This window comes from Paenibacillus haidiansis (assembly GCF_036553665.1).
GTDB lineage: Bacteria > Bacillota > Bacilli > Paenibacillales > Paenibacillaceae > Fontibacillus > Fontibacillus haidiansis.
Window position 1 is genome coordinate 1 of record NZ_JAZHPZ010000016.1, and the last position, 23,383, is coordinate 23,383.

Sequence of the window (23,383 nt, forward strand, 5' to 3'; positions counted from 1 at the left end):
GACACTAACGGCTCTGGATTCGATGCCACTGTCTTCTACAATGAAGAGACGAATCAGATAATCATTGGCTACAGAGGTACAGAGCCTTTTGGAAGACCCTTAGAGAGTTTGATTCCCGACTATGGAACCGATCTGAATGATGTCGTCGGTAATCGTGTTAAAAATGTTGAAGAAGTACATCAGTACTATGAGCAAAATAAGGAGAAAATTAATGCTCTCCCGCTTGAGGCACAGATGGGGTTCATTCAATATGAAGCGAAATACCAGGACAATCAATTCATACAGGCTCAGAAACTTTACGATGCCGTCAAGGAACAATATCCCACGGCCGAAATATCTACCACCGGCCATTCTCTCGGAGGAGCATTGGCCGAATATGTTGGAGTACGCAATGGATTGCCTTCAGTAAGCTTCAATGCGCCTGGTATCACTCATGCTCTGCCTGACGATCTTCAAGAGAAGGTAAAAAACGGGGATTTTCGTAATACAAATATTGCTTATGTCAATCCGAAGGATACGATCGGTTCAGGTGCCGTTAATCAGTTGGAACATGTTGGAGAAACCTATTACATAAATTCCACCTGTAAAGAAGCGAATAAGAATGAATTCAAAATGGTTATCCCTATCTCGATACCCCAAATTAGAGATAACAGTTTCGCTCAATTTTTATTCGGCTCTAAGTGGACTCCCATTACATATATTCCAATTACGATATCCTTAGGACAGCAAGGACCATTGGCTAAATTTTACAACTCCGCCTTTGACGAGGGAAACCATTCCTTAGGCCACTTTAAATTCGATGAAGATGGGAATATAGCGAATGCACTTTATACTATGGACGGTGAAGCCGCGGAGGTTAACCCAAGAGTAGCCGCCTACGAGAGTATGATTGCGGCAATGGAAGGATTCAAAGGAGTTCTCGGCGATTTAGTGGAGCGTTACGGTTCGCAGTGGGGAGTTTTTGGTCAACTGGCGGCGGCAGGTCTCGGCGTCACTTTAAACGGAGGATTTGCGGGGAGCGGTGAGGTCACTTTTACCGGAAACAAGAGCGGCGGTACCATTCAGCTTACGCCTGAGGAACTGCAAAACGCCGCACTTCAGATGCGGAATAGCTTAAAGGAATTTGATAGCGATATCAGCTATTCCATCCGACTGTTCCAAGCACAGGTCGAAACAAGCCAAAGCAAAACCTTGACACCTATTGTCTATAATGCCACTGCATCTTTTCATAGAATAAATCAATGGTACCAGCAATCTATCGCGGAAATCGCAGACTACATCGATCTCAAGGCAAAACTGTTTATTGCTGCCGATCGACAGTGATCAAATTAGAATATTGGTGGTGAAATCCATATGAGTCGAATATCCGTCGAGTTGGAGGATCTCAGGAAAGCCGTGCGACAATGCGAACGATTGAAGCAAAGACTTCAAGACCAAGAACAACAAATGCGGAATATATATGGCCGTCTGCATGATTGGAAAGGCGAGTCTGCCGTAAAATTGGCCGCCAAGATGGAGGCATTCCTGCGGGGAGCTTCACAACGTGCCGAGGAATTGGATGTACATAGAGAACAATTGCTGCGATATATTGAAATGATGGAGACAATAGATCGTTATACTTATAGTCATTAGATGGAAAAGGAAAGAGGGCCTCAAAAGGGCCCTCTTTCTAGCGGTTTACCGTTATTTCCGACGTTTCTTCGTCATCCGGGTGTACGTGATAAGTGCGGCGATGATCATGGCGATAAAGCCAAGATCTTCGGAAGTTTGGCGAGGCAAGCCGAACAAGATCAAAAGATTGCTCACCAAGGTGTTCGTGATCAACGCGATCATAATCAGCATGATCGGACGCCAAATGTTATATCCTCTCATTCCTGCAGCTCCCCTGACTCAGTTACTTACTTGCTTGAATTCCACCCAGTCGATCTGCATGCCCGGTTTGATAGACTCGAACTTCATTTCATAGAAGCCCGCTTCCAGTCCGATCTTCACCAGTCTTTGTCTAATCCAATTGCCTTCGGTACCGTTCGTTTGAATCGTCGTCACGACTTGGCCGTTCAGCACCAGATTGGTAGCGCTCTGAGCCAATTCCGGCTCCGGCGACATGATGCTGACAATGATCCGGTATTCACCGGCTTGGTCTACCTTCATATAAGTCGAATCGGCTGCATCCACTTTCACCTGAGCGTCCACTGACAGTTCCTGCACTTGCTCAGGAGTTACTGCCGGTTGGCCCGCCGCCGGGAATTTGTGGACCGCTTCGTGAATCACTTGCTTTCTGGAGAACACCGGCGCATGCATCAGGAACTCACAAATGTTCATGGCGTTCCGCTGCAATTCGCCTCGGGTCAAAGTCCCGTTCTCCAAGGATTCCAAGGTATTGTCGTCATAAGCGTTGATTTCCGCGCCATAGTTGCTGACGACCATATAAAGATCGTTTTGCGCGCGGACCATAAAGTTCGTATATTTCCGGTCCGGGGCGCCGCCGTGAACCACATCGTTCATCACGGCCCACCAGTCGGTCATCACGATGCCCTTAAAGCCCCACTCTCCACGCAGAATCGTGGTGTTGAGATCGTAATTGGAGGCTGTCCAATGCCCGTTGAGGGGATTGTAAGCGGTCATGATAGAATTGGCGCCGCCTTCCTTGACCGCCATCTCGAAGCCTTTCAGGTAAATCTCGCGAATCGCGCGTTCGGACACGACCGCATCCACTTTGCTGCGGTATTTCTCCTGGTTGTTGCAGGCGAAATGCTTCAGCGTAGCGTTGGAGCCGCCCTTCTTAATCCCGCGGGTGCAGGCGATGGCAAAAATCCCGGAAACCAGCGGATCCTCGGAAAAGTACTCGAAATTCCGTCCATTAAGCGGACTGCGGCGGATATTAAGACCGGGTCCGAGCAAGGTGTCGATTTCGTTTCTCAACAGCTCCTGGCCTTCCATCACGTAGAGTTCTTCAACCAGCTCCGGATCCCAGGTTGCGGCGAGCAGAGTTCCGATAGAGACCTGCGTCGCCTTCTCTCCGCTGTCCATACGAATCCCGGACGGACCATCCGATGTACAGCCGACAGGGATGCCGTAGTTAAACAAGCTGTCGCTGACTCCCCCGAAAGCCGAGGCCGTGCCCGGCGTTACGAGCGGGCTGCTCATGCCTTCGCCCCGGACGATCGCGGCCAGGTCCTGATCGCTGAGCTGGGCGATGAACGTCTCCATGCTGACTTTGCCGTCGCGGACATCCTGCAGCTTGTAGCCTTGATCTCCGGTCTGCTCTAAAGTAGCCGGAAGATTGGCCTCAATTCGCTGCGCCAGGGAAATCTTTTGCCGCGGCACCGCTTCATAGGTCAGCTCGTACGAACCGTCCGGCTTGCGGGCGCCCGGCTTCATGCGCGTAAAGTTATCCGTCGGCGCCAGCGCTTCTTGCAGCTGCTCCACGACTTGCAGCTGCTCAACAACATAGCCGTCCTGACCTTGGACGCTGATTCCCGTCAGCTTTTTGACACTGGTTCCGGCAAAAATACGATACGTTCCCGCTTCCAGTACATAGGCGGAAGAGTGTCCCGTTACGCCGCCGTCATCATAAGACGCCATGGAGTCGACCGGGAAGCTGATGCTAAGGCGCTGCGATTCTCCCGGCTGGAGCAGCTTCGTCTTGCCGAATCCGGCCAAAGCTTTTGCCGGCTGCCCCAGTTTACCTTGCGGCGCTTCGTAATAAACCTGTACGATTTCTTTGCCGGCATATGTGGTCCCGGTATTTTTGACGGTTACGCTCATTTCAAGGTACGGTTTGCCCTCTTTGACAACCGCTTTGGCTTCCTCGTACTCGAGCGCAAACTCCGTATAGGACAGACCGAAACCGAATTCGAATTGAACTCTGTCCGGGCAAAAAGTTTCGAAATAACGGTATCCTACATAAATGTCTTCCTGATAAACGCTCTTATGCTCGCTGCCGTAATTGCGGGTCGACGGATAGTCCTCGATGGTGTATGCAATCGTATCGGTCAGTTTGCCGCTAGGGGTCACATCCCCAACGAGCACATCGGCAATCGCGTTGCCGCCTTCCATGCCGCCATGCCAAGCATAGATCACGCATGGAATCGGGCTTGCGTAAGCTTCATCGTCCAGCCAGCTCATATCGATGATATTCGATACGTTCAGCACAACGATCGTTTGCTCGAAATAGGCGGTAACCTGCTTCAGCATATCTTTCTCTTCGGGCGTTAGTTGATAGCTGCCCGGCTCGTTGGCATTATCCTGATCCTCACCCGCCGTGCGTCCGATGACCACGATCGCCTTGTCCGATTTGCTTCGCGCCGCTTGTACCAGTCCGGGAGTTAAAGGCATCTCCTTCTGATGCCACGGCTCCGCAGCCCAGCCGCCTCCGCCGTTGTCGAACGGATTGGCCTCAATCCAGGTTTCGTATACGGCCGCCAACTCTTCGTTGACAGTGATGTTCTGCTTGCTCCGCAAGCCGTTCAGCAGGTTGGTAGTATACTCCACATTGACGCTGCCGCCTGACCCCGTGCCGCTACGATAGTAGTTCACTTGCGTTCTGCCGAAAATTGAAACGCTTTCGCCTTTGCGAACCGGAAGCGCTTGTCCTTCGTTTCTTAACAGTACCGCTCCTTCTGCCGCCACTTTTCTGCTGAATTCAGCAAACCCTTCCAAAGGAATTCCTATTTTCTTTGTGCTCAAGTTGTTCTCTCCCCATATCTTGTCAGTCTTAATTTATAGTTATATATAAATTACCTTATCTTTGGAGAGATTTGCAACGTTTTTGAAGGGATTATCTCGCAAGCTCCGTCGTGATATACCCGAACATCGGCTAGCTCTTTCTGACAAACTGCGTGTGACACTTGGAACAGGTGATGGAGATTTTCCCTTTTCCTTTAGGTACGCGCAAGGTTTGTTTGCAGGAGGGACATTTATAGAAACGGTGGGTTTTCCGCTGGGCAACCTGCTGCTTCTTTGTTCTGAACCAACCGGTAATCCGGTGACGGATGGCAAGGTAAGCATTGTTCTCTTGGCCCCGCTTGTAAAAGTTGCGGCTGAACATCCGGAAGTACTGATAGATCAGCAGCGCAAAAGCAAGTAACGTCAGCAGGGGAGAGAGAAACATGCCGAGTATCAGACAAACAATCGAAGCGATGTACAAAAACCGCCCGTAATGATCCATTCCATACCGGCCCATCATAAATTGGCGCAAACGTTCTTTCATGCTGGATTTTCCTTTCTGAAGTAAAGTTCGTTGGGGAATCAATCAACCTTTATCTCAATTTTCGGCGTTGTCGGAATTTCCGGTATTCATCCGGGTGACGATTTCATTCATTTTTTTGGTGATGCGGAGATATTCCAATGCATCTTTCGCACCAAGCTCCCTGAGCAGTTTTATGAGTTCGTTGCGGGCACGGTCCCGGTAACCGAGCGCATGCGCTTCCCCTTCCGGGGTCAGATGAACGATCGTCTTCCGGTGGTCCGCCTGATCGGTCTCCCGGAATACCCAGCTTTTGCCTTCCATGCTCTTCACCGCCGCCGCAATCCGCGCCGTGCTTGTCCCCAGCGCCTCTCCGAGCGCACTCGATCTGGCCGCTCCACCGCAGGAGAGCAAATAGCCCAAAAGGAAAATTTCACCTTTGGAGAGCTCGCTGATCATCTTATGCGGTCTATTCCGGAACATTGCCTCCATCCGCAGCAGCATCTCGTCCGCCAATTGTTCGAGTTCCACATCTTCCCTTCTTTCTTCATATCGCTAACACTATTAGTAATTATTATAAAGGAGGGACAAGGGTGAATCAAATTTCGGCAAATTTCCGATATTAGCGGTCATCCAAAACAAAGAACGAGCCTTGGAATGACTTCCAAGACTCGTATTCGCCCGGCTATTCGGTGTTATCGCCCGTATCTTCTCCTTCTTCGGAGCCGTCATCCTGCTTGCCGTTTTTGTTTGCGGCTTCATCTTTTACCGCCTTATTCAATACAGCCTGGCCTTCCTGCTCAATCGTCTGCAGCGCCTCCTCAATGGTTTTCTTCTTCTCCTCGACCAACTTCAGCTCCCGGTCGACGATCGGTTGATATTGAGAGAGGAAATCCCCGGGAATTTTATTGCTGTCCATCGAACTTGTACCGTCCAAATTCGGTTTCAATGTGTAAAACACATCCAGATTTACGCCGTCATATTCTTTCGATATTCCCATGCGGGACAAAAGCCCGTTATTCAACGATCTCGATTTAACTTTGGCGAATTGTTCCCCGTTCACAAATTTTAAGAATTCCCATGCGGCATCCGAGTTCGGTGAGTTCGCCCGGATGGCGAACAGTTCATTAATGTAGATATCTCGGGATTTATCGGGGTCGGCTGGATCAACCGGCCCCGTGACGACGCCGACTTGAAAAGAATTGTAATTCTTGAGCGCATTCTTGGCCTCTTTAATGTTACTTAGCAAATAAGAACCGTTGACCGTCATGGCCATACGCCCCATCACAAACGCCTGGCTCTGATAATACTCTTCCATCGTTCCGCCCTGGAATCCCCCGTCCTTCGGATTGTAGAGAGCCCCCGAATCTTCCGCGTCTTTGGCCAGCTTAAAGGCCTGTTTCCAGGATTCCGTATTCAGCGTAATTTTCATCGTATCCGTATTGATATATTTTAAACCGTGCGTATTGGCGATAGACCAAGCAAGATCCAGCATAGACACGCCATAATCACTGCCAAATCCGTAGATGCGTGTCGTCTCATCGCCATCGGTCGGAAACCGCCGGGCCGTATCGACGATTTCTTGCCAAGTCATCCCGTCATGCGGCACCTCGATTCCATATTTGGCAAACAGATCCGCATTATAGAAAAGAGCATTTCCGTAAAAGGAAGGAGCTAGGCCGTACAGCTTACCATCGCCTTTCTCCTTAATAATCTCAATCAGTGCCGGGTAAATGCTCTCGATATCATATTTGTCTCGTTCGATCAAAGTATCAAGCTCCAGCAATTTACCTTCTGCGACAAATTTCTGATAATTTTCCATGCTTAGTATAACTACATCCGGCTGTTCCTTCTCTATGAAATCTACAAGCGCTTCATTGCGATCCTGATTTTCCCCTGCGTTAATCCCATTCGTGCCAACCAATTCAATATCGATATTGGGATGCTGCAACAAAAACAAATCACCGTATTGCCGGAAGAAATACGATTCATTCGTATACATGATTTTAAAACTGGAGCGTTGCTCCGTTTCCTTGACGGGAGCGCCGGAACATCCCGCAAACATAACACCGCATACAAGAGCCAATAGAGCCTTATGGAGTAATTTACTTTTCATCATGACCTCCGAAGAGACATTTATTTTATTTTTCAAACTAATAACACCCAAAGCGGAGAATTAGTTACCTAAATTTATAAAAATCCCCAACGGAGGGATAAGGATGAATCGAATTTCGGCAAAAATGAGGATTGATCCTGCCCCTTCGCAAAAAAAAAGAGCCCTGGAATCACCTCTTCCAAGACTCGTCTGCGCCACTGCTTACTTAGGATAATTATTTATTCGTTAAAGGGTTGTTCGAAAAATGAAATTTCACGCTTAGTGACAGTGTTACGGATATCGCCAGCAGGCATACCGGAACCACACTGATGAGATAGCGGAAGGTGAGTTCCGGCGTGGGGCCCGGGTTATCGCCGCTTTCATAGCCGAAGATCATTCCCACCACGAAAAAAGCCAGCGCCGAGATCAGTCCGCTCGATCGGGTAATAAACCCGGCCACCGCCGTATATATCCCTTCCCTTCTTAGGCCCGTTCGCTCCGCGTCTTCATCGATAATCCGCCCGCTGACCATCGCCGGAGTCACCAGGAATCCCGCCAGTCCAAAGCCTGCGACCACCCCGGCGGCAATGCCGCTGGCCAGGTTATAACCGAACCACAGCGGGATCATGGAGAGGCCATAGATGGCGAGCGCCCAGCGCCAGGCCTTGACCGCGTCCATCTTGCGGATGATCCAGTACCATACGAAGATCAAGGGAATCACCGACACGAATACGGCGGCCAGCAGCACCGATACCTGCGCTTCGGGGATCTTCAGCACGTATTTGGCATAGAAGGGAATCATCGAGCTGAGCAGCCCGTTCACCGTCTGGGCAAAAGAATTGGCGATATTGAACACCCAAAATTTCTTGTTCTGGATCGTCGCCCTAAAAGCGGGGATCAGCTTCAGCGGCTTTCCTTGGCCGGAATCCGGCCGTTCCCGGACGCTGAACACCCAGACCGACATGCAAAGCCCAAAGACGCAGGCGTAGAGAATCGCCATGTTCGAAAAATTCAACGCGGCGTAAATCACCGGCGTTACCGCAGTAGCGATCAGCAAAGCGACGATCTGATAGCCCTGCTCCACGGCGGACGCTTTGGCGCGAACCCGGTCGCCGCGGAACAACTCCGGGAATAGAGCCCCGTAGTTGACCCACAGCACTGTCGCGGCCGTCTCGTACAAGATCAATGTGACCAGGAACCAAGTGAACAACCCCTGTTCCGAAAGCTCGCCGGGCGGCGAGAACACTAGCACGAAGAACAGCATGAACAGCGGAACCGCCCCGATCACCCAAGGCCTGCGTCGCCCGATTCCCGTCTTCGTGCGGTCCGACCAATAACCGAAGATCGGATTGTTCACCGCATCCCAGATCAAAAAGATCGTCCGCGCCAGCGTCGCCAGCCCAATCCCCAGCCCCAGCTTCTCCACATAGTAATAGCTGTAAAACGAGCTGAATGCCTGGCTGGGCACCATCATCGCAAACATGCCGAGCGCGAACGCGTACGGCGAGTTGATCCATCTATTTGGCTTAACCACAGAACCCCCTCCTCTAATGGAGATAAATAAACGTGGAACTGTTTCCGGTCCATTCATAGAGGTTCTGCTAACTCTAATACCTTTTTATCGCCACGATTCATCCAACTGTCGCATTTTATCAATGTACCGGGTCAATTCATCGCGTCTTTCCTCGAGACGTTCACCCCATACCGACAGCTCGCTGAAAAAACTACTCATCCTGCTTCGCATTTCTCCGGCAGCTTCGCCTTTCCAGCCATAGAGGCGTCCATATACGGTTTTTAAGTATATTTCATCTTGCTCCAGCTTATGTATAACTTGATTCAATTTATTTTCCGCATTCTTCAAATCCTCGAGTTCTACCAGAATTCGTCCCGTCAATTGAAGCACCTCCTTTAAGGATTGATTCCTTGATCCGCACGAATAAAGTCATCGGCCTTCTTATTAATATATTCGCCAATATCATTGGCGGTTGCGGCATACCAACGAATGAACTGGTTTAATTCGTCAATCGTTCTTTGAACAATCGGCTGCAAAGACCGGCTTTGGCTTGTGCTGAGCAGATTTTGAATGCTCCTTAAAGTACCGGGAAGCTCCTGCTGAAATTCCTGGACGTGCAGCTTAATTTGTCGGCTGGATTCCTTTAATTCCTCCGGCTGTAATTGGATGGTCGAGCCGCCCAACAAGGCCATGAAGGGAAAAAATTTCTCGGCTACGGAATAAATTAAATCAGCGCCTCTATTTTTCAGATTCTCCCAGACCGCTATGGCTTCCATGTAGTTATTCCATCTGGGAGACCCTTCAACTAACTGTCCTGTATTGCGGTCAACCAGAGGATTATTAATGTTGCCATTGGAGTCAAAAGTATAGTTCTCCAGGGCATGGTATGACAATTGACCATCTTTACCGCTAAAAGAATCGAGTGCTCTTTGAATTTGACCCGGCCCCCATTCTCCAGGGTAACTGCCAATTTGGATTGAATTGGATATCGGATATGAAAATTCCAAATAAACCGGTATGTCCAAATCATCATATTTCTGATTGGCCGAATCGAAATCGGTTCCTATGTAATAAGTCGATCCAACATGCCGCTGATACTCGGAAAACGGACCAGCACCGACGGAGTCGCTGGGATGAACATAGTTCACAATTTGCCGGTCAAAATCGCCGTTATTTACCTTTTCTAACAGCTCGTCGGATAATAGGTTGGTTACACTGGGGGCACTAAAGGTTACTCCCGAAATGTCGTTTCGTACGGCCACAAATTGAGCTAGAGCTCCGCCCAAGGAATGGCCTGTAGCCGTAATTTGGGCATCGGGATACTGTTTTTTTACGGCATCGTATAACTCCTCGGCCTGATGAAATTGATTATTTTCATATTCGATATAATCGTTCAGTAATACCAAAGGTGAGTTCAATATCGCCGTTTTAAGCGGAGACTCCAGCCTCTCCTCGATTTTTCTGTATTTGCCGAACACGACATCGGCCGCATCCGTTTCAAAATCCATGATCCGGTTAATGGTTTGGTCACTGTCACCAAATTTTGGTTCAGTTCCTCTATAGCCGATCACCACTTGATTTGTTTTCTCATTATAAAATACAGCGGCATCAAAACCCGATATTTTGCTGTGCAGCTTGGCTCCTTCCGGCTCGACTACTTTCCAATTCGGGTCTTTTAAACTTTGGTTGGTATCAACATCCTTATATGCTAGTACTGCTATTTCATGGTATTGCTTGTCAGAAATATATGACAAAACCAACTCTACCTCCTAACTTATCTCTTAATAGAAATATATTATTTTATAATGTATTATATAATAGAATTTCCATATAAATGAAGAGGGTGTCATTTTTGAAAACCGGGTATTTAGGAAAAGTAGGATTATTAATCATAATACTTATACTATTGGGGGGATGTGGCTTGAATAAATCAGCGGATGAACAAGAGGAAATTATAAGAAAAGCAGAACAGGTAGGAATTCAATATTTTAAAGAAAATTATAACGTGGATGTAGTTTTCACTAAATTTGATATTGACGCCCCTCATGTAAGCAGCGATGTAGCGATGTATGGCCACATCAAAGGAGAAGAGGACCAAGAAATCCTCCTGCTTGTCAGTTATCGTACATATGAAGTAACCAGTGGTTTGTATCCTGAAGGATTCTTCGAAAAACATCCTCCGCTTAAGGAAAGCAACTAATTTGGTGTTAAACTCTACATAACTTATATGAATTAGTCGCAAAATGATGAGAGTGTCATCTTGAAAAAGGAGTACTTTGTTAAAGTAGGGTATTTCATATTAATCCTTATGCTATTAGGAGGCTGTGGCTTAAGTAAATCATCACAAGAGAAAGAACTGATTCGAAGCAAAGCCAAAGCGGTAGGAATAGAATATTTCAAGCAAAATTATAATGTTGATATTGTCATTACTGAAGTAAAAGTAATGCCCTCTTATATAGATATCACTGTTGGGGTATACGGGCATATAAAAGGAGAGAAGGACCAACACGTATTTCTTATGCTAGAGCGTCCTAATTATGATGTTATTGACGGCGTCTTATTTGAAGGTTTTTCTGAAAAGTATCCACTGTTGCAAGAAGAAGAAACATCCGGAGAGAAGTTGTTAGATGAACAAGAAAAATCTGAATAATGCAATAGACGGGTGACCTGCTCCGGGAGCGGGTCTTTTGTTATATTTTCACGAAAAGCCGTCTGGAGCCTTGGTTTGAACGGCCCGGCCCATAGAACTCGCTAAAAAAAGCCGAGTCAGCGGGACGTCCCCGCTGACTCGGCTTTCTCAAAAGGTAAAACTATTCAGCAATTACTTCTTTCTGTTCTGCATCAATGATATAGCTATGCGCAGTCGCGGCTTCCTCGATATGCTCGAATGCCCAATGGCCGGCAGGCACATCCGGGAAGGAAGGAGCCGTAACGCCATTCAGCGGGCCGCGTTCAAACATCCGGTTGAGCATGACTACCGCTTCCGCACGCGAGGCATAATCGTTCGGCTTGAAGCTGCCGTCTTGGAAGCCCTCGATCAGACCCGCTTCACGCACCGCATTGATGTTCCACTGTGCCCAGTGGCCCGCGATATCGTTGAAGCTTGTCTCGCTGTCTTGCACAACGGCCAAGTTGCGGTAGTTCACCATCACGGTTGCGATTTCCGCACGGGTGACGGCATCATTCGGCTTGAAGCTGCCGTCCGGCATCCCTTGCATCAATCCTTGCTCTTTGATGAAGGCGATGACGCCCGCCTGCCAGGAGGTTTCCGGTACATCCTTGAACGGTGCTTCCCCGCTCCATGTCCCTTCGACATAGCCGAGATTACGTGCCAGCATGGCTGCAAGCTGTCCGCGGGTCACATTCTCAAGCGGTTTGAATTGCCCGTCAGGAAAGCCTTGTACATAAGGAGTGTGCTGCCCTTCCGACAAAGCATGGTTAAAATCAATAATCGTAAATGTGCTGAATTGATCGATAGAGAATTGCAGTCCCAATTGACCATCCGGCATAGTTACCGGTGTGCCTTTCACCACTTCTTTCTCCCCGTTCGTGTGCTCAATGAAGATTCCAAGCTGAGCTAGGAACGCTGCACGCTCCTTCGCATCTTCAGGGAGCTCGACGTCGCGAAGCGGCAAGGTCAGTGTAACCGGTCGGCTCGACAGGTTCGTTTCAATCGTCATCGGTCTGGCCACGACTTCGATATTATCGTCCGCCGCCCATTCCCGGACGACTTGCTCGGTCTGCGCGCGAAGTTCGATTTCTTCGCGTTCGCTCCGGTCTTTCACCGGAACGAGCCGGAAATAGAAATCTTGTTCCAACCCTTGCAACGAAGCGGCCGGCACTTGAATAAAGACGTTCGGGTTGTAAACCTCGAAATCAATGGCGTTCGCTTGAAGCAAGGCTACCGATTCCGCCGGAATTGTGAGATTCACTTCGCTCACTTCATCCGCCGCATCCGGGATAAGAATGCGTGCAATATTTTTACCGGTCTCCAGCGCTTTATCAATCGTTTCCTGCGCCTTCTCTTTCGTAAAAGTCACTTTATCGGTAATGCGCCCGTCAGCATAGGTAGTGCGGTCGATCGGCACCTTGGTAATATCGGCTTCCTCATCGCCGCCGATTACGACATCGACCACGATCGTTTTGGTTACCGGGCCGGAAGAAACGTTGGTATTGTTGCTGCTCGAACCGCCATTACCTTTACTTGATCCGCCGCTGGAACCGGAGCCAGAGTCGGAACCGCCGCCAGTATTCTCAGGACGAATGACTGTCCGGCTGAATGTAAACAGCCCTTTGCCCGACCCTACTGCGACAATATTGCCCAGATCTTCATCATACGTTAAAGAAATCTCTTCACCCGGCTCCAGCTCGCGATCCAGATGAAGGATCAATTGCAGTCCGTCTTCACTGAGCTCATACACATCCTGCGTCACCGAGATCGCGCCACGGCCGCCGCTGATGGCAAAACCGTTCAGCTGGTCGGATGTCACTTTGACAGGCTGATCGAAGGTCAGGATCAACTTGTCCGGGTTCGACTTGTCCAATGTTACCCCGTTGGCGATCGGATGACCGCTGTCGGAAACCAAGCCTTCTCTTGCCGCTGTCAAAGCTCTCAACGCCGTGTTCACTTCAGCTTGAGTGGCGTCATCATCGGCCAATACAACCTGGGCTTGCTCCAGTTGTGTTTGATACGCGTTCCAACTTTCCGGCGTATAGTACGCCTCATTCAAGCCTTCTGCCAAGTCGACTTCGGCTTGCAGAGCGGTTTTATCCACGATTTCCGTAATCGTGAATGTTCTCGTTTTAGTTACAGAACGCTCACCGTCCACAGCCGTAGCTTCAATCGTATAGGTACCCGGCGGCAGCTCTTTCAGAAAATTGTAATACCAGGTCGAAATGCCCGCAACCCAGTTCACTTGGCCGCCAACTTCAACGAGTTTGCCTTCCGCATCCTTCAGTGTTACCGTCAATTCATCCGCATCCGTATGGACGGTGCCCGATATGGTTGGCGTCTTGTCCGACGTCGTTCCGCTTGGCGCGGTGATCTTTAGTTCGGCAGCGAACGGATCCACCAATTCAAATCGGAAATCGGCTACCGAAGAACTGTCTTCCCCTTCGCCTTTCAGATGACCCGACGCTTCATCGTAAGCAACAGTAACGGTCCAGTCGCCGGACAGCGGCTGTTCAATATCCAGGGTGATCCGATAGCTGCCATTTATTTCGGAAATTTCAGCGTTTGTTACGTCGATCGCAACAAGGTTACCGTCCTCGCCGACATAAGTGACGGAGAATCCATCCTTCGGATTTCCCGCTTCGTCAACCGCCAGCGCCCGATCGAACGGGATCGTAATCGATGTAGTCCCTTCCGTAAAAGATTCAGGATTCACCGGTATCGGCGGCGCCTTTCTTAAACCTGCCTGAGCGGTTTGCAGGGCTGTCAGGGCGTTATCCACTTCTTGCTGTGTCGCGCCATCATCCGTCAGCACGGCAGTCGCCGCTGTAAAAGCCTCCTGATAGTTATCCCAGGTCTCACTTGTCCAGTCTTCTTCATGGTAACCCTGGGCTTCATCCGCTTTGGATTGAAGCGCGGTTTTATCCACGATCGTAAACGTGTGTATCTCAGTGGCGGTTTGTCCGCCTTTTGTCGCGGTCACGGTTACAGTGTAAACGCCCGGAGCCAGGTTCGTTTCATAAGTATCGAATGACCATGCGCCCGTTACCGGATCAACAGTTAAAGCCGTATTCGACTGAATCGGGTTGCCATCCGGACCCGCAATCGTAATCGTAACACTGTCCGCATCCTTCGGTGCGGTTCCCGTTACCGCCGGCTGGAGATCGTTCGTGACCCCGCTTGGGCCCGTAACCGTCAAAGCTGCCGCAAACGGGTCTTTCACTTCAAAATCAAAATCTTCTACAGCTTTTCCGTTATCCTCATCACCTTGAAGATGTCCGAAAGCCGCTTCGTAATAAACATGAACGGTTTCGCTTTTTGAAAGCTCCGTTCCCTCCGGCAGCGTAAGGATCACTTTCGTCGGATCCGCAGGATCTACGGCTGCAGTAACCGCCGTAATTTCATTTTCCCCGACCGTTACGGTAAACCCGTCAACCGAGGAGCCGCCTTGGCTCTGGTCGAACTTCACAGCCTTATTAAAATCTAGCGTGATCTTGTTTGTCCCTTCGGTAAAGCTTCCGCCCTCCGCGATCGGCGGTTTCTTTACCAGCCCATCAATGGCTGTTTGTAAGTTGTCTAACGCGGTATTAACCTCTTCCTGTGTTGCATCAGCTTTATCCAATAACGAATTCGCGGCTTCTAACGCAACTTGCATAGCCTGCCAGGAGGATTCCGTGTAATCCGCCTCCGTCAAGCTTAATGCTTCTTTGACTTTATTTTGCAACGCCACTTTATTTACAGCATTTAATGTCTCTGAAAACACATCGGCCGCAACTCCGCTTTCCAGATCCCTGAGCGTTCCTGTGCCATCATAGGACACGGTGATCGCTTCGCCGGATGCGAGGTCCCCCTCCGACAAGTCAATAATCAGCTTCGTCTTATCGTTTGGATCGACTCGATAGCCGGCATTCGATAAATCAACAGATGTGTCTCCAACCGTAATAACGAAGCCCTCCAAATTATCCAAATCGACTTCCCGATCAAAGCTTAAGTTCAAGGAATGATCGGCGCCATCGACTTCCGCCAACGCCAATTGTGCACTATCGGGTAGCGGATAAGCGGAAGCGAAGGTGAAATAGTTCCCGTTATCTATCTCCGAACTATTTAACGTAACCGTTCCGTCCGCCTGATTAACCGGATAGAAAGCTGCGTCAGAAACGAAGGTGTCGCTGCTGCTAACGATCAAATACAATGGATAGCCTTTTTGATCATCAATTTTATCGACTTGAAGCGTAATTTGTTTACTCTCATCCCAATTTGTTTTCTGTATCTTATATACGCGCTCTAGCGTTTTGACTGCAACAGTATCATCTTTCGTAAGCTTGTAGCCTTGTTCAAAGTTTGCTTCTTTTCCGTTATCTCCAAATACAAAGAACGATTTATCATTTTCAAAAGTTTCCTTATTGGCCGTATTCGTCGCAGCCACGGAATCGCCCAGCACAATCGCCACATTTGCGCCGGTTCCTTGCGATTTGGATTGCTTTTGATTTTGCGCGCCTATATCATCTCGGCCAATCCCCGTAACCCGGTTATTGTAAGCGCCATTGGAATTCGTATCCCAAAGCACTGTTCCTGCTGTTCCATCCCAATCGCTTGCAACATAATCCTCATTTAAAGTGATTCCATATTTTATAGCCAAGTAACTATTAACTTTATTTCTCTCATAAGCTTCTAACTCTCGGTTATAGAGTATTGTTTCCGTCATTAGACCATTAAAGCGATTACTATGCGCAGCACCGAAATAATAACCGTTAGAACCCACGGCCTTATTAAAATTAACATCACCGGCCGGTGTTCTTTCCCCCACGTTCTCTCCATTAAAATTGATTCCAAAATAATTGGCTGTCCGTATGACATTGAGGATATCCGCCTGTCCCAATTTCAATGGATGCCCGGCAGTTGTCAGTGCGGCTTGACCGCTCTTATTCCCTAATGTGGTCGAAATCGCACTCAAGCTTATGGCATTGGGGGAACCGCTACCCTCACCCCCAAAACTCCAGGGGAATCCGCTTATCGCTCCTTCGAAAGGACCTTGAATTGAATATACTTCACGGGCTGTATCCGTAGTATTAAAAGGTTCCCGTATATAATAACCCCTGGTTGAGTTAATCAATATGCCGCCATTATAATTAATCGCGTTCGGAATAAGCGTATTTGTGCTTGGTCCCCAAACGTTGTCATCAGAAATATCCGGGGTTAAATCCACCAGGTCGTTAAGTGCAGTGATTGTACTATTATCCTCTGCCAGAACCATGCTATCTTCTACATTGACCCATGAAATAAGCCCTTGGGCAACACCAACACCACCCGGATAACCTGTAATGGTTTCCGAACCCGCCTCCGCATGCACTTCCATTGGTTGAAATACTCCATAAAGAGGAAAACCGCTTACGACAAGCAGGAATGAAAAAATAACCGACATTCCCCGGGTAAATTTAGACTTAAACCTTCTATTTGCACTATTCATATTTCTCATCTCCCACTCCCTGCTGTATGTAAATAAAAAATTCTCTTCTTATCATCTTGTAATATGATATTTTGAATATTTAAATTTTAAATATAATGCCCGAAAAATCTGCCTCTATTTGATGTTCAACTGTTTTTGCTCTCTTCTAAAGCCCTCCTCCCTGTTTATGAAATCCTTCATTATATATTTAATTTTTAATATCATAATTTGAGATATATACTTGCAGAGAAGCATCACTCTTCGGGGATAAAGTACCTTCCATACTCTATCAGACAAAACTCGACAAAACCTCTACAGACCCACTGGATATTCCCAAAAACGATGATTTTTCCCTTATTGGAAAATGAAAAGGCTGAGGCAGCAGGATAGTACCCACTGCACTCAGCCTTCTTAAAAGAGTATAAGTTAATTTCTTGGAGAATTTTCATCGCCTAACCCGGCGTTTCCCGTTAAATTCCCTTCTTTGTGCCATTCTCTTGACTTAGGCCCAAGATCGATTCGGGAAATTCCATCGTGTCTACGGTTGTTTCCTCAATAGCCCCGTTATCCTGGGTTACATTTCCGCCTCCGAGGCCTTCATTAATCATTCTGTCGATATCGAGAAAACGATCCGATCTGCTGTCCTTCCGATCCTTGTTCGCCATAATGTATCCACTCCTCCAAGTTTGTTTCGGACAGGATCAGTTTGCCCCGATCGATATGGATCATTCCGCGGCCACAGCTTCGGGGCTTTTAAAGGCTCATTGATTTTCGGAAAAATCCCGTAATCCCAGGCCACCAGAATATGCCCCAGATTCCACCGGATACTGTTATTGAATCCTTCCGGAACGACATCGATCATATCCGGGGTAACCGACTCCGCCAAAGCCAAGGTTTGCTCGCGCAGTTCACGGAACTGCCGAAAGAGTTTGTTTTCTTTTCAACGGAGAGGCCTCTTATCGGTTAAGTCTGTACACTATTTCTCAAATAAACATCCAACCCATGGTTCGCTGCTCCCTGCCCTTATTTCAAATTTATATAAAAAAAGTACGGTATGATCTTTAATTTCGCTCAAGACAAACTTCCCCAGTAATAGTACGATTTGGCTCAGAGAGGAGGGTCGTCGACTCAAAAATTGTAAGCGCTTAACTAAGTTAGCTAAATTACTTTAGGGGGAGTGAAGTGAATGAGTAAATGGATCAAACAAACGATATCCGTCTTGATCGCAGCGGCCTTGCTTGTTCCGTCGGGCTGGTTCGTCCGGGATTTGAAGACTTCGGCGGCGGAATCGGAAGATACGGTGACGGTATATCATGAAACTTTCGCAAACGGGAAAGGGGACGCGGCTCAATCGGGCGGCGCCAGCCTGACCGCGGTAACGGACAAAGTGTTTGACGGCAATGCCGACGGAGCGGCAATATATGTAAGCAACCGAGCCAACAACTGGGACGCGGCGGATTTCAAATTTGCCGACATCGGACTGGAGAACGGTAAGACCTACACGGTCAACTTAACCGGATATGTTGATACTGACGTGAATGTTCCAAGCGGAGCACAGGCTTTTCTGCAGACGGTAAATAGTTATGGCTGGTTGGCCGGAGCGGATTTCGCAGCCGGAAGTGCCTTCACCCTGACCAAAGAATTCACGGTGGATACCGGCAAGGATAGCGCTCTTCGCGTGCAATCGAATGATACTGGGGCAACCGTTCCCTTCTATATTGGAGATATCCTAATTACCGAGAAGGCGACATCGGGCGGCGGAGAAGAACCGCCTAGAGATCCGGCGTTGCCTTTTACCACGATCACATTCGAGAATCAGTCGGCAGGCGGCTTTGAAGGCAGATCAGGCAGTGAGATGTTGACGGTCACTGATGAAGCGAATCATACCGAAGGCGGGGCTTATGCTTTAAAAGTGGAAGGCAGAACCTCCACATGGCACGGCCCGTCCTTGCGTGTGGAGCAATATGTGGACCAAGGCAGCGAATATAAGATTTCCGCCTGGGTCAAGCTCATCGAACCCGTTAGCTCGCAGATTCAACTGTCCACGCAGATAGGCAACGGAAGCAGCGCCAACTATGTTACGCTGTCGCCCAAAACTATTGCCGTCGGCGATGGTTGGGTTCCGTTCGAGGGAACCTACCGTTATAACAGTGTAGGCGGCGAGTATTTAACGATCTATGTGGAAAGCTCGAATAACGCGACGGCCTCTTTTTATATTGACGATATCCGTTTTGAAAATACCGGCTCCGGCCAAATCGACATCCAACGGGATTTGACCCCGATTAAAACCGCCTATCAAAACGACTTCCTGATCGGAAACGCCATTACGGCCGAGGATCTGGAAGGTGTTCGGCTTGAGCTCCTCACCATGCATCACAATGTCGCCACGGCAGGCAACGCCATGAAGCCGGATGCGCTGCAGCCGACGAAGGGGAATTTTACTTTTGCCGGGGCGGACGCCATGGTGGATAAAGTGCTGGCCGAAGGGATGCAAATGCACGGGCATGTGCTCGTTTGGCATCAGCAGTCCCCGGCTTGGCTGAATACGACGACGGATGCGGAAGGCAGCACCATCCCGCTCGGACGGGAAGAAGCTCTGGGCAATTTACGGACCCATATCCAAACCGTTATGGAGCATTTCGGCGACAAGGTTATTTCCTGGGATGTCGTAAATGAAGCCATGAGCGATAATCCGTCTAACCCGGCGGACTGGGAAGCGTCGCTGCGCAAATCCCCTTGGTATAATGCCATCGGACCGGACTACCTGGAGCAGGCGTTCCTGGCGGCAAGGGAAGTGCTCGACGATCATCCCGAATGGGATATCAAGCTGTATTACAACGATTATAATGAGGATAACCAGAATAAAGCTCAGGCCATTTACAACATGGTCAAAGCGATCAACGACAAGTACGCGCTTACGCACCCCGGCAAGCTGCTCATCGACGGCGTCGGCATGCAGGGGCATTACAGCATAAACACAAATCCGGAGAATGTAAAGCTGTCCCTGGAAAAGTTCATTTCCTTAGGCGTTGAAGTCAGCATCACCGAGCTCGACATTCAGGCAGGAAGCAACTATGAGCTTTCCGAGAAGCTCGCGAACGCCCAGGGCTATTTGTATGCCCAGTTGATGGATATTTTCAGGGAACATGCCGCACACATCAAGCGGGTTACTTTCTGGGGACTGGACGACGGTTCGAGCTGGCGATCGGCCAACAACCCGCTCTTGTTCGATAAGAATTTGCAGGCCAAGCCGGCCTACTATGGCGTCATTGATCCGGTTAAATTCAAGGAAGAGCACCAGCCGGATGTATCGGATGCCAATCAGTCCACCGCTGTCTATGGGACTCCTGTGGTTGACGGGACGGTCGACTCGGTATGGAGCCAGGCTCCCGAGATGCCGATTAACCGGTACCAGACAGCTTGGCAGGGTGCGACCGGTGTAGCCAAGGCACTCTGGGACGATGACAATCTGTACGTACTGATCCAGGTTAGCGACGCGCAGCTCGACAAGAGCAGTGCAAATGTATGGGAGCAGGATTCCATCGAAATTTTCCTGGATGAAAATAACGCAAAAACCACGTTCTATCAAGCCGACGACGGGCAGTTCAGAGTCAATTTCGATAATGAAAGCTCCTTCAATCCGGAAGGCATCGCCGAAGGCTTCGTCTCAGCCGCCAAGGTTTCCGGAACCAACTATACGGTTGAAGTGAAGATCCCGCTAAAAACCGTAACGCCGGATAACGATATCAAATTCGGTTTTGACGCTCAAATTAATGATGCCAAAGACGGCACCCGCCAAAGCGTCGCCGCCTGGAACGATACGACCGGGAACGGCTATCAGGACCCCTCCGTTTTCGGCATCCTGACCCTCACGGGCAAGCCAAGCGGCCCGGATGACAACAGTGGCAATAACGGCCACGGCGGGAAAGACCATAATGGAAAGGGCAATAACGGCAAAGGGAATAACAACGGTAATGGCAATTCCGGGAATAACGGCAACAACAACGGAAACAACGGCAATAATGGAAACCACGGCAATAATAAAAAATAACAGTACCACGGCGGTTTCCGGCTATAAACAAAGGAAGGCGATTTCTCGCCTTCCTTATTTTAATCACCAGCCGTATTAAAACATCATCAACTCGAACACTTGATTGCTTTCCCGGCGGACATAAAGACCGGCCCGCACCGTTCTGAGCTTGAAATCATAGTCTTTCAAAAGCTCTTTATCCAGCAGCTGGTCCGGCTCGTTCTTCGCAAGATATTTCAATTCGAGGAAAATCGATTCCTCTTGTTCCGTCAACGGATTAACCTGATAATGAACCTTGTAAAAATCCTTGATGCTGTGAATGTCGCCTGTCGCCGCGATCGTAAACAGACCCGCGGTCAACACGAATACCAGCAGGCTGATGATCAGCATGCCCGTATAGGACAGCAGCAGTTTTAATCTGATGGACATACCGCTCACCTCATCGCTTTTGAGAGTTATGTATTCTAGTATGACACATGACTTTCGGGAAGGGAATCGGATCCGGAAATCGTATGAAAAAAGAACCCCGGACGGCACTGGCCGCCCGAAGTTCTTGTCGTCCCTGATTCTACTAATATTCCGTGTTTCCGGATTGGCTTGTCTTCCCAGAGGCAAATCCTTTGAACAGGGTCGGCACGTCGGAATACCGGGTGTTGGTAATTTTGCCCGTAGATGTGCTGCTGTCCGTCCGCAGGATTGAATCCTTCACATTGGAAATATCGCAATTGTCAACCGTCATAACGACCTTATAGGTGGTTCCGCCGTTTTGGCGGACCAGCTTGCCGATGTCGTTGGCTTTGAAATTTTTGATGTTAATCGTGCCTTCGGCATTCATCTGAAATACTTTATCGTAGGCCTTATAAGCTCCGCCGCCGGTAATATTCACCGTGCCCTTGGCTTTCAAAGTCAGGGCATCTTCGCCGACGTCCTGCCAAGTCACGTTCTGGATGGTAGCGTTTCCATAAACATGCACCCCATCCGCCGCAGGCGCGCCGATGATCACATTCTTCAACGTCGCCCCGTTCTCCAGGCGAAAGATCGGTTTCTGGTTTTCCGCCTGGCTGCCGTCCCCCAGCGTATTGGGATTGGCCACATAAGTTTTGCCGCCTCCGTCAAAGGTCTGCCCCGCCGCGACAATGATGGTGGAATTCACCGTTTCCGCCGCATGCGCATTCGGTAACGGAGCCACGCTTACCAAGCTTCCAACAATGCCCAATGACACAACCAGACTCATTAACTTCTTCACCTGATATCCTTCCCTTCATTCGGATTTTGGCCCGAAATGATGTGCACCTCACCTTGGGCTTATCCCAAGTGTAACATCGGAAAGGAATAACATATATAATCATTTTTTCATATTACTTACATTGAATAATATGGAATAAATAAAAATGTCATCCAATCCTCAAAATGGACCGGATGACACCTTTATACTATCCCAGCTTCTGTCCGCAGTTCGGACAAAAATTGGCCCCTTCGTTCTTAGCACCGCAGTTCGGACAGAAGTTCGGCTTCTTCTGACCGCCGGCATTCGGGTTATCATGCTGCGGCTGGCTTTGCTGGTTCTGCTGGCTCGGTTGATGCTGCTGGTTCTGGTTCATATTTTTTAGCATCTCGTTCGCCATGTTCATGCCCATCATCATGCCCGCCATATCGGCGGCGGCTCCGCCTCCCTTCACCTTGCCCGAAGCGATGCCGTCCGTCATGCTGACCTGCTGGTATTTCTGCAGATTTCCGATCATTTCGTATGAGGCGTTCTTGGTGATCATATCCTGAATCTCTTGCGGATAATTGAAGCTCATCACCTGAAAGCCCGTGATCGTAAGCCCGTCGTCCATGACCTGCATATCGAGATCCTCGCGAATGCCCCGCGCGATATCCACGGCGTTGGCCTGCAGATTGAACATATCCTTCCCTTCCTTGCTGATCCACTTCATCAGCAACTGGTCCAGCACGGAAGTGATGCGGATTTTCACATCTTCTACCAGATAGCTTTGCTTGATCCCGGCGATCTTATCGATCAGCGTCATGTAGTCGCCCACCTTGAAATTGAACGTACCGTTGGCACGAACGGGCAATCCCCCCGGCAGCTGCGGCGTCGGAATCAGAATCGGGCTTTGCGTCCCCCACCGGACGGTAAATTCCTTCGTATTGACGAACAGCACCTCGACCCGCATCCCGCTGTTGAAGCCGAACTTGAAACCTTTTAACGTGGATAGAAAAGGGATGATCTCCGACTCGATCTGGAATTCCCCCTCATCCTTGAAAATCCCCTCGATCTTGCCGTTATTGATAAATATGGCATCCTGGCCGGAACGGATGATCAGCTTACTTCCCTTTTTGATTTCCCGGTTGCTCCATTTCCAGAAGATCATATCGTCCCTGAATTCTTCCCATTCCACCACATTGGAAAACTGATTTTTGAAAAAGCCCATCTTGC

Annotated in this window: 18 protein-coding genes and 1 pseudogene; 5 read left to right on the forward strand and 14 right to left on the reverse strand. The window is 49.0% G+C overall.

Annotation, left to right across the window (positions count from 1 at the left end):
• Both V3851_RS22215 and V3851_RS22220 read left to right on the forward strand, forming a co-directional pair.
• Positions 1–1,323: lipase family protein (locus V3851_RS22215; RefSeq protein ID WP_331848723.1), on the forward strand; the 1,323-nt coding region annotated here is incomplete at its 5' end.
• Between the two features lie 30 nt (positions 1,324–1,353).
• On the forward strand, positions 1,354–1,632 hold the full coding sequence (locus V3851_RS22220; protein WP_331848724.1) for a WXG100 family type VII secretion target: 279 nt from the start codon (positions 1,354–1,356) through the stop codon (positions 1,630–1,632).
• Between the two features lie 51 nt (positions 1,633–1,683).
• Here the strand turns inward: V3851_RS22220 and V3851_RS22225 are convergent, their stop codons facing one another.
• The 8 genes from V3851_RS22225 to V3851_RS22260 all read right to left on the reverse strand — a co-directional run bounded on the left by V3851_RS22225 (position 1,684) and on the right by V3851_RS22260 (position 10,550).
• Positions 1,684–1,872 carry a hypothetical protein gene (locus V3851_RS22225; protein WP_331848725.1) on the reverse strand — a complete coding sequence of 63 codons (189 nt, stop codon included), beginning with the start codon at positions 1,870–1,872 and terminating at the stop codon, positions 1,684–1,686.
• 18 nt (positions 1,873–1,890) lie between these two features.
• The gene (locus V3851_RS22230; RefSeq protein WP_331848726.1) at positions 1,891–4,689 is read right to left on the reverse strand and encodes a glycoside hydrolase family 3 C-terminal domain-containing protein; all 2,799 of its coding nucleotides are present in this window, start codon (positions 4,687–4,689) and stop codon (positions 1,891–1,893) included.
• A 130-nt stretch (positions 4,690–4,819) separates the two neighbouring features.
• A complete protein-coding gene (locus tag V3851_RS22235) occupies positions 4,820–5,212 on the reverse strand; it encodes a hypothetical protein (protein ID WP_331848727.1) in 393 nt (130 codons plus the stop codon).
• Between the two features lie 54 nt (positions 5,213–5,266).
• The gene (locus V3851_RS22240) at positions 5,267–5,719 is read right to left on the reverse strand and encodes a MarR family winged helix-turn-helix transcriptional regulator (RefSeq protein ID WP_331848728.1); all 453 of its coding nucleotides are present in this window, start codon (positions 5,717–5,719) and stop codon (positions 5,267–5,269) included.
• A 154-nt stretch (positions 5,720–5,873) separates the two neighbouring features.
• A complete protein-coding gene (locus V3851_RS22245; RefSeq protein WP_331848729.1) occupies positions 5,874–7,304 on the reverse strand; it encodes an ABC transporter substrate-binding protein in 1,431 nt (476 codons plus the stop codon).
• Between the two features lie 214 nt (positions 7,305–7,518).
• On the reverse strand, positions 7,519–8,766 hold the full coding sequence (locus V3851_RS22250) for an MFS transporter (protein WP_331848801.1): 1,248 nt from the start codon (positions 8,764–8,766) through the stop codon (positions 7,519–7,521).
• Positions 8,767–8,901: 135 nt separating this feature from the next.
• A complete protein-coding gene (locus V3851_RS22255) occupies positions 8,902–9,177 on the reverse strand; it encodes a hypothetical protein (protein WP_331848730.1) in 276 nt (91 codons plus the stop codon).
• Between the two features lie 14 nt (positions 9,178–9,191).
• Entirely contained in the window at positions 9,192–10,550 is a 1,359-nt protein-coding gene (locus V3851_RS22260; RefSeq protein ID WP_331848731.1) for a lipase family protein, read from the reverse strand.
• Between the two features lie 167 nt (positions 10,551–10,717).
• Between V3851_RS22260 and V3851_RS22265 the strand changes: the two genes are divergently transcribed.
• Both V3851_RS22265 and V3851_RS22270 read left to right on the forward strand, forming a co-directional pair.
• Positions 10,718–10,996: a hypothetical protein gene (locus V3851_RS22265; protein ID WP_331848732.1), complete on the forward strand. Its 279-nt coding sequence runs from the start codon at positions 10,718–10,720 to the stop codon at positions 10,994–10,996.
• Between the two features lie 60 nt (positions 10,997–11,056).
• Complete coding sequence (locus tag V3851_RS22270; RefSeq protein WP_331848733.1) at positions 11,057–11,446, forward strand: hypothetical protein; 390 nt, start codon at positions 11,057–11,059, stop codon at positions 11,444–11,446.
• A gap of 160 nt (positions 11,447–11,606) precedes the next feature.
• Here V3851_RS22270 and V3851_RS22275 read toward each other — a convergent pair whose 3' ends face one another.
• The 3 genes from V3851_RS22275 to V3851_RS22285 all read right to left on the reverse strand — a co-directional run bounded on the left by V3851_RS22275 (position 11,607) and on the right by V3851_RS22285 (position 17,775).
• Positions 11,607–16,034, reverse strand: a complete 4,428-nt coding sequence (locus tag V3851_RS22275; RefSeq protein WP_331848734.1) for an S-layer homology domain-containing protein — start codon at positions 16,032–16,034, stop codon at positions 11,607–11,609.
• A gap of 1,349 nt (positions 16,035–17,383) precedes the next feature.
• Positions 17,384–17,578, reverse strand: a complete 195-nt coding sequence (locus V3851_RS22280; protein WP_331848735.1) for a hypothetical protein — start codon at positions 17,576–17,578, stop codon at positions 17,384–17,386.
• Positions 17,518–17,775, reverse strand: coding sequence for a DinB family protein (locus V3851_RS22285; RefSeq protein WP_331848802.1), 258 nt, complete (start codon positions 17,773–17,775; stop codon positions 17,518–17,520). The genes V3851_RS22280 and V3851_RS22285 overlap by 61 nt, the downstream gene beginning before the upstream one ends.
• A 324-nt stretch (positions 17,776–18,099) precedes the next feature.
• On the opposite strand from V3851_RS22285, the gene V3851_RS22290 reads away from it, so the two are divergent.
• Positions 18,100–20,964 carry an endo-1,4-beta-xylanase gene (locus V3851_RS22290; protein WP_331848736.1) on the forward strand — a complete coding sequence of 955 codons (2,865 nt, stop codon included), beginning with the start codon at positions 18,100–18,102 and terminating at the stop codon, positions 20,962–20,964.
• A 78-nt stretch (positions 20,965–21,042) separates the two neighbouring features.
• Here the strand turns inward: V3851_RS22290 and V3851_RS22295 are convergent.
• The 3 genes and pseudogenes from V3851_RS22295 to V3851_RS22305 all read right to left on the reverse strand — a co-directional run.
• Positions 21,043–21,372 (reverse strand): annotated as a pseudogene (locus tag V3851_RS22295) (two-component sensor histidine kinase); the annotation flags it as partial.
• 142 nt (positions 21,373–21,514) lie between these two features.
• On the reverse strand, positions 21,515–22,177 hold the full coding sequence (locus tag V3851_RS22300; protein WP_331848803.1) for a pectate lyase: 663 nt from the start codon (positions 22,175–22,177) through the stop codon (positions 21,515–21,517).
• A 199-nt stretch (positions 22,178–22,376) separates the two neighbouring features.
• On the reverse strand, positions 22,377–23,378 hold the full coding sequence (locus V3851_RS22305) for an SPFH domain-containing protein (RefSeq protein WP_331848737.1): 1,002 nt from the start codon (positions 23,376–23,378) through the stop codon (positions 22,377–22,379).
• Positions 23,379–23,383 lie beyond the last annotated feature (5 nt).

Excerpts from the sequence above, each read along its gene's own strand:
- V3851_RS22280 (WP_331848735.1), bottom strand. The coding sequence starts at position 17,578 with ATGGCGAACAAGGATCGGAAGGACAGCAGATCGGATCGTTTTCTCGAT.
- V3851_RS22290 (WP_331848736.1), top strand. The coding sequence starts at position 18,100 with ATGAGTAAATGGATCAAACAAACGATATCCGTCTTGATCGCAGCGGCC.
- V3851_RS22305 (WP_331848737.1), bottom strand. The coding sequence starts at position 23,378 with ATGGGCTTTTTCAAAAATCAGTTTTCCAATGTGGTGGAATGGGAAGAA.
- V3851_RS22220 (WP_331848724.1), top strand. The coding sequence starts at position 1,354 with ATGAGTCGAATATCCGTCGAGTTGGAGGATCTCAGGAAAGCCGTGCGA.
- V3851_RS22250 (WP_331848801.1), bottom strand. The coding sequence starts at position 8,766 with ATGTTTGCGATGATGGTGCCCAGCCAGGCATTCAGCTCGTTTTACAGC.
- V3851_RS22245 (WP_331848729.1), bottom strand. The coding sequence starts at position 7,304 with ATGAAAAGTAAATTACTCCATAAGGCTCTATTGGCTCTTGTATGCGGT.
- V3851_RS22300 (WP_331848803.1), bottom strand. The coding sequence starts at position 22,177 with ATGAGTCTGGTTGTGTCATTGGGCATTGTTGGAAGCTTGGTAAGCGTG.
- V3851_RS22235 (WP_331848727.1), bottom strand. The coding sequence starts at position 5,212 with ATGAAAGAACGTTTGCGCCAATTTATGATGGGCCGGTATGGAATGGAT.
- V3851_RS22285 (WP_331848802.1), bottom strand. The coding sequence starts at position 17,775 with ATGATCGATGTCGTTCCGGAAGGATTCAATAACAGTATCCGGTGGAAT.
- V3851_RS22225 (WP_331848725.1), bottom strand. The coding sequence starts at position 1,872 with ATGAGAGGATATAACATTTGGCGTCCGATCATGCTGATTATGATCGCG.